The following is a 4,986-nucleotide window of genomic DNA, read 5'->3' on the forward strand; positions in this document are numbered from 1 at the left end:
TCGGGCTGTTCAAGAACGAAGCCATCCGCGACGACTCCCCATTCCGCAACGGGCCGCTGCGGACCGTCGACGACGTGGAATGGGTCACCGCCGAATGGGTCGACTGGTACAACCACCGGCGCCTGCACTCCACGCTCGGCGATGTCCCGCCCGACGAGTTCGAGGCCGTCTACTACGCTGACCTCGAAACGCCATCCCACCCGGTGCTGGCACCCGCATAGGAGCGGCAGAGAACCGGGGACGCTTCAAGGACCAGCTCGTCGAGATCGAGGCTGTCGCGGCGATCGCGGCCGACAGGCCTGGCGACTGAACTGCCCTCGGTGGTGGGTCCCACATCCATCGCAGCGGTGATCTGGAATGGAGCGGAACCGGTTCCCCGCCGGGTGGGTGCAGGACGAACGGCCCGCCCCGCTCTCGGGTGATCCGGTGCCCGTGGTGGTGCAGGTTCATGTGATGGAACCGGCAGAGCAGGATGCCCCGGTCGATGTCGGTGCGGCCCGCGTGGGCGGACCATTCGTCGATGTGGTGGGCTTCGCAGTAGGAGGCGGGCATGCCGCAGCCGTGCCACATGCATCCGCCGTCGCGGACGGCGAGGGCGATGCGCTGTTTCGGGGTGAACAGCCGCTGTTCCCGGCCGACGTCGAGCGGGTTCCCGCACGCGTCGACGGTCACGGGCGTGTACCCGGTGTTGCAGATGGCCTGCTCGATCGCGGGGGCGGGCAGGGAGTGCCCGCCGTCCTCGGTGTGGCCGCCGGAGACGCGACCGTCCTCGAGCACCGACACGAGCCGCACCCCGGGCTGCCGCGCGCCGAACACCTGCTCGGCATCGGCGAGCGCGCCGGCCCGGAGCACATCCATGAGCAGGTCGTACTGGAGCTGCTCGTTCGAGCGCGGGTCCTCCACCAGCGACTGCGCCTTCGCGGCCTCCTCGCTGTCGACGAAGCGGGGTCCGCCGAGTCGGGGTCGGAGCCCGGCGGCGATGAGGGACTGCACCCACGCGGCGCCTTCGTCGTCGAAGTCCAAGCGGGCGTGTTTGCCGCCGTGGGCGTCGGTCCACATCCGGAACCCGCGTGCCTCGTATCGGGCCAGGAACCTCTCTTCCGCCCCTCGGGGTCCAGCCGGTCCCGCACTGCCCGTGCCGTGGCTGCGAGGTCCTCGACCGTGTATTCCGACACCGCCGTGACCAGCTGTTCGGCGGCGAGCCGCCACGCCTCCTCGGCTCCTTCCGGCGGGGCGCCCAGCCCGCGGGTGATGGCATCCATCTGAGCCGAGGTCAGCGCGCCGTCGAGGAGCGCGCGGTCCAGCGGCGCATGCCACGGCACGGCGACGGGCACATCCGGTGCGTCGGCGACATCCGGCCCCTCCGTCTGTGCGGTCTCGAGCAGCGACTGCCCCAGCCGCACCTGCCGCGCTGCTTCGCCGCGCGAGGTCCCGGCCACCTCCTGCACCAGCGCGACCGCGTTCCGGTGCCCGCGCCCCTGCGCCAGCCCGCCATGCGCGAAGCGGCCACCCCGGCCGCGATCACACTGAACCGGTCGCCGTGTTTGCGCAACGCGGCCGACAGGTCCATGAACCGCAGCGCATCGTCATCCGACATCGCTGCGACCTGCGCGACGTCCGAGGGCACGAGCGAGGCGATCGCGTCCACATGCGCCTGGAAGTCGTCGAGGAAGGTCATGCCCCGATCATCCTCCGGGCCACCGACATCCGGACCCCGGGAATCCCAGGTCCAAAGTGAAAACCGCAACTTCAGTGGATAACTCCGCGAACGCGCATCCTGTGGACGAAGGGCGCGGCCCGGAGCGGAGGCTCGGCGACGTTTCGACTCCGGCGCTGGCGCGCCTCCGCTCAACGACCGGGGCGGAGGGTGAACCCGCGTCAGGCGTGCTGATCCGGCGCGTCCTCGGAGGGCTGCACGGTCCAGGCGGGCGGCTCGTCGGCGCCCGAGGACTCGTCGCGCTCGGCGTCCTCGCTCGTCTCCTGCACGATGCCGCTGGCGTGGTGCACCGGCGCGTAGACGGTGTAGAGCCGCAGCGGCTCGTCACCCGTGTTGATGACGTCGTGCCAGGTGCCGGCGGGGACCTGGATGGACCAGCCGTCCGAGACCTCCTGCTCGAAATCGAGCCGGTCCTCGGCCGGCCCCATGACGCAGCGGCCACGTCCGGCGTCGATGCGCAGGAACTGGTCGGTCTCGGGATGCGCCTCGAGTCCGATGGACTCTCCGACCGGGATCGACATGAGGGTGACCTGCAGGTAGCGGCCGGTCCACGCGACCGTCCGGTAGGTGTCGTTCTCGATGGTGGCGGTCTCGATGTCGAACGCGTTCGGACGTGGGCCGTTGTCCTCGATGGTCATGGCGGCGGATCCCTCCTGTCGTTGCGGCTTCAGCGGGCGGATCCCTCGAGGGACCCTTCGATCTCGACCGGGGCGCCATCGCCCGGCTCATAGACGACGCACTGGATGAGCCGGTCCTGCAGGCCGGTGTCGGTCCATCCGGCCTCGGTCGGCGTGAGGTAGATGTACTCGAGAACGGACTCCTCGTAGGCCTTGCCGACGAACGGCTCGAACGCTTTGTAGCAGCCCTCGTCCGCGGCCTGCTGGACCGCCTCCTCGCCGGGCCAGTCGCCGTCGGGCAGCTCGAACTCGTGGTAGATCTCGTCGGTGTGCGGCTCGGAGCACGGGACCACCGACGCCGACGACAACTGGCTGTCGTCACCGAGGCTCAGGCAATCGCCCACCTGGAGCTGGAACACGTCGACGTCCGCCGACTCGGTCACCTGGTTGGTCTCGTCGTCACGCTGCGGCGCTCCGCCGCCGAACAGCTGTCCGATCGTCGCACAGCCGCCGATCGCGAGCGTCGTCGTCAGGATGCCCGCCGCCGCGATCGTTCGCGCCCGGTGCGTCTGGACCATGGTCCGCCTCCGATCGGGTCCGGGGCAGGCGTGCCGCCGCCTCTGTGGCTCACAGTAGACCGGTGCGCGGCGGCGGGGCCAGCGTGCGCCCCGCCCAGCGGGCCCCGATCAGCCCTCGAGGTCGTCGATGCCCGGCATCCAGCTGGCGCCCGGGCGTCCCCATCCGCGCTTGCGCGCGATCTTCGCCACCAGCTTCGCGTCCGATCCGGTGAGCCGGTCGATGTACAGCACGCCGTCCAGGTGGTCGAACTCGTGCTGCATGATGCGCGCGCGCCAGCCGTCCACCTCGATCCGCACCGACTCGCCGTCCAGATCCGTTCCCGTCACGATGACCCGCTCCGAGCGGCGCAGCGCGAACCGCTCGCCGGGGAACGACAGGCACCCCTCCGACTCCTCGTCCTCGTCCGGCTCGCCCGGGACGAGCGGCGTCATCCAGAGTTCGGGGTTCAGGATGACCCCGCGCCACGGCGCGCCCTCGTCGTCCTCGTACGAGTACGTGAAGATCCGCAGCGGGACGCCGACCTGCGGCGCGGCCAGCCCGACCCCGGGGGCGGCATCCATGGTCTCGAACATGTCCGCGACCAGTGCGCGGATCTCGTCCGTGATCTCCTCGACGGGGGATGCGGGAGCGTGGAGGACGGGATCGCCCATGATGCGGATCGGGAGCACGGCCATGCCTCCAGCGTAATGCGGGGGTCGGCGGGTACCGTGGGACCGTGCAGTGGGGGACTCTGGCCGGAGTGGACGGCGTCGGCGAGGTGCTCGTCGGAGCGTTCCAGAACCCCGGGCTGCTGCTCGGCATCCCGCTCGCGCTCGCGGGCGCGGTGTTCATGTCGCTCGGCGCGCAGTATCAGAGCCAAGGCGTCCGCAAGGTCGAGCGCATCTCGGGCGAGACGGGCGAGACGGGTCTCGGAATCTCGCACCTCTGGCGCCTGCTCACGCGTCCGTCCTGGGTGATCGGCACGATCCTGCTGGCCGTCGCGATCATCTGTCAGCTCAGCGCCCTCTCGGTCGCGCCGCTCATCGTGGTGCAGCCGCTCGGCGCGGTGTCGCTGGTGATCACGACGCTCCTGAACGCGCAGATGACCGGCCACATCCCCACGCGCGCATCGCTCGGGTCCATCGGTCTGTGCGTGGGCGGCATCTTCCTGTTCGTGATCGTCGCCGCCCTGTACGCGACCGAGCGGCCGCTGAGCGACTTCGAGCTGCTCACGGTGCTGGCGATCCTGCTGATCGTGACGATCCTGCTCATCACCACGTGGGTCATGCTGCGCCACAGGATGAGCGCCCTGTTCTACATCTCCGCCGCTGGCGTGCTCTACGGCTTCGTCGCCACGCTCGCGAAGGTCGTGATCGTCCGGATCAAGTCCGGCGACTTCGAATGGATCACGATCGTGTGCCTGGTGGCGCTCCTCGCCGCGGCCGCAGCAGGCGGGTATTTCGTGCAGACGGCCTACTCCTCCGGGCCGCCGGACCTCGTGATCGCAGGCCTGACCGTGATCGATCCGATCGTCGCGGTCCTCATCGGCGCCATCGTGCTCGGCGAGGCCTCGCACGCGCCCGTGTGGGCGCTGGTCGTGTTCGTGATCGCGGGCGCGATCGCCTCCTACGGCGTGTTCCTGCTCGCACGGCACCACCCGCAGGTGGTCAGCGAGAGCCAGGAGCTCGGGATCGCCCGAGGTCGCGACGAGGGCATCGACCGGGCCGCCCGTCAGACGGGGGAGCAGCCGCGCGGCGGCACCCCGCTCGATCAGTTGCGCGCGATGCGCGACCCGGATGACCTTCTCGCACGCCGGATGCCGCCTCCCGACGAGGACCCCGAGCGCTAGGGCGTGTCTGACAAATAGTTCGGCGGCGCGCTGAGAGTCTGAGGTCGTGACGCGGTTTCAGGTGCTCTCGGATGCTCAGTGGTCGTTGCTCGAGGAGATGCTGCCGCGCCCGACCGGGCGCAGGGGACGGCCCTTCGCGGACGCGCGGTTGATGGTCGAGGGCATCGTCTACCGGTATCGGTGCGGGATCGCGTGGCGGGATCTGCCGGAGGTGTTCGGGCCGTGGCAGACGGTATGGACCTGGC

General features: G+C 70.2%; 8 protein-coding genes. 4 read left to right on the forward strand and 4 right to left on the reverse strand.

Annotated features, from left to right (window positions below; translation table 11 throughout):
• Both B5M43_RS14685 and B5M43_RS14690 read left to right on the forward strand, forming a co-directional pair.
• Positions 1 to 221, forward strand: a 221-nt coding sequence (locus B5M43_RS14685) for an integrase core domain-containing protein (protein ID WP_230667932.1), incomplete at its 5' end; no start/stop codon positions are given.
• A 205-nt stretch (positions 222 to 426) separates the two neighbouring features.
• A complete protein-coding gene (locus B5M43_RS14690) occupies positions 427 to 1,266 on the forward strand; it encodes a hypothetical protein (RefSeq protein ID WP_230668266.1) in 840 nt (279 codons plus the stop codon).
• 7 nt (positions 1,267 to 1,273) lie between these two features.
• Here B5M43_RS14690 and B5M43_RS14695 read toward each other — a convergent pair whose 3' ends face one another.
• The 4 genes from B5M43_RS14695 to def all read right to left on the reverse strand — a co-directional run bounded on the left by B5M43_RS14695 (position 1,274) and on the right by def (position 3,587).
• Positions 1,274 to 1,678: a hypothetical protein gene (locus B5M43_RS14695; protein ID WP_134747257.1), complete on the reverse strand. Its 405-nt coding sequence runs from the start codon at positions 1,676 to 1,678 to the stop codon at positions 1,274 to 1,276.
• A gap of 200 nt (positions 1,679 to 1,878) precedes the next feature.
• Positions 1,879 to 2,355 carry a cupin domain-containing protein gene (locus tag B5M43_RS14700; RefSeq protein ID WP_134747259.1) on the reverse strand — a complete coding sequence of 159 codons (477 nt, stop codon included), beginning with the start codon at positions 2,353 to 2,355 and terminating at the stop codon, positions 1,879 to 1,881.
• Between the two features lie 29 nt (positions 2,356 to 2,384).
• Positions 2,385 to 2,912: a septum formation family protein gene (locus B5M43_RS14705; RefSeq protein WP_055988728.1), complete on the reverse strand. Its 528-nt coding sequence runs from the start codon at positions 2,910 to 2,912 to the stop codon at positions 2,385 to 2,387.
• Between the two features lie 108 nt (positions 2,913 to 3,020).
• Complete coding sequence (def, locus tag B5M43_RS14710; protein ID WP_134747261.1) at positions 3,021 to 3,587, reverse strand: peptide deformylase; 567 nt, start codon at positions 3,585 to 3,587, stop codon at positions 3,021 to 3,023.
• A 41-nt stretch (positions 3,588 to 3,628) separates the two neighbouring features.
• Here def and B5M43_RS14715 point away from each other — a divergent pair, with 41 nt between their 5' ends.
• Both B5M43_RS14715 and B5M43_RS14720 read left to right on the forward strand, forming a co-directional pair.
• The gene (locus tag B5M43_RS14715) at positions 3,629 to 4,741 is read left to right on the forward strand and encodes a DMT family transporter (protein ID WP_374198174.1); all 1,113 of its coding nucleotides are present in this window, start codon (positions 3,629 to 3,631) and stop codon (positions 4,739 to 4,741) included.
• A gap of 46 nt (positions 4,742 to 4,787) precedes the next feature.
• Positions 4,788 to 4,986: transposase (locus tag B5M43_RS14720; protein ID WP_230668060.1), on the forward strand; the 199-nt coding region annotated here is incomplete at its 3' end.

It is taken from the genome of Microbacterium sp. MEC084 (assembly GCF_004514465.2).
Taxonomy (GTDB): Bacteria; Actinomycetota; Actinomycetes; order Actinomycetales; family Microbacteriaceae; genus Microbacterium.

Bases quoted from the DNA above. Each gene is read 5' to 3' on its own strand.
- B5M43_RS14695 (WP_134747257.1), bottom strand. From the start codon at position 1,678: ATGACCTTCCTCGACGACTTCCAGGCGCATGTGGACGCGATCGCCTCG.
- B5M43_RS14700 (WP_134747259.1), bottom strand. From the start codon at position 2,355: ATGACCATCGAGGACAACGGCCCACGTCCGAACGCGTTCGACATCGAG.
- B5M43_RS14705 (WP_055988728.1), bottom strand. From the start codon at position 2,912: ATGGTCCAGACGCACCGGGCGCGAACGATCGCGGCGGCGGGCATCCTG.
- def (WP_134747261.1), bottom strand. From the start codon at position 3,587: ATGGCCGTGCTCCCGATCCGCATCATGGGCGATCCCGTCCTCCACGCT.